The organism is Candidatus Nanopusillus massiliensis, from assembly GCF_920984865.1.
On the sequence record NZ_OV100765.1, the window covers coordinates 146,053 to 146,647 of the forward strand.

The 595-nt window shown below is 25.0% G+C and carries 2 protein-coding genes; one reads left to right on the forward strand and one right to left on the reverse strand.

All coding sequences use genetic code 11. The features are described from left to right. A partial coding sequence (locus tag LUA84_RS01115) for an amino acid--tRNA ligase-related protein (protein ID WP_305836188.1) occupies window positions 1-180 on the forward strand: 180 nt, incomplete at its 5' end. A gap of 206 nt (window positions 181-386) precedes the next feature. On the opposite strand, the gene LUA84_RS01120 is transcribed toward LUA84_RS01115, so the two are convergent. Next, on the reverse strand, window positions 387-595 hold a 209-nt coding region (locus LUA84_RS01120; protein WP_231434039.1), incomplete at its 5' end, for a hypothetical protein.

Consider the following 595-nt stretch of genomic DNA (forward strand, 5'->3'; position numbering starts at 1 on the left):
GTTGGAAATGAAGAAATAAATGCAGATGACAGGTATGAAGATTTAAGAAGATATGGATCTGTTCCGCATTCTGGAATGGGATTGGGTATTGAAAGATTCTTAAGATGGGTATGCAAACTAGATCATATTAGAGATACACAACCATTCCCAAGATTGAGGGGTAGCTGGCTATATCCATAATTTTTTTATCTATATATTGTTTTTATTCCCATAAGTTCTAATAGTGAATTTTGATGATTTTTTGCAAAACCTTCAGCATGTTTTATTATTTTTACAGAAGCTTTTTCATGAAAGTCTATTCCCCATACAACAATTATANNNNTGCTATTAAATATAGAAAATATAATCCTTATATCTCTATTTAATCTATCTGAAAATAGTGGAATTTATAAATTTCCTATTTTTATTGGTTTACCTAATCTTTCTATTTTTCCTCTAAGTTCTTTAAGAGATTCAAATCTATCAAAAATTATTTTATATTGATTATTTAATTCTTTTTTAAGATCTTTTGTCCATTCTTCCAAAAATTTTATATTATTTTTAATTTTTTCATAATTTACCAAATTATTACCAAATAATATAAAAATACTATATG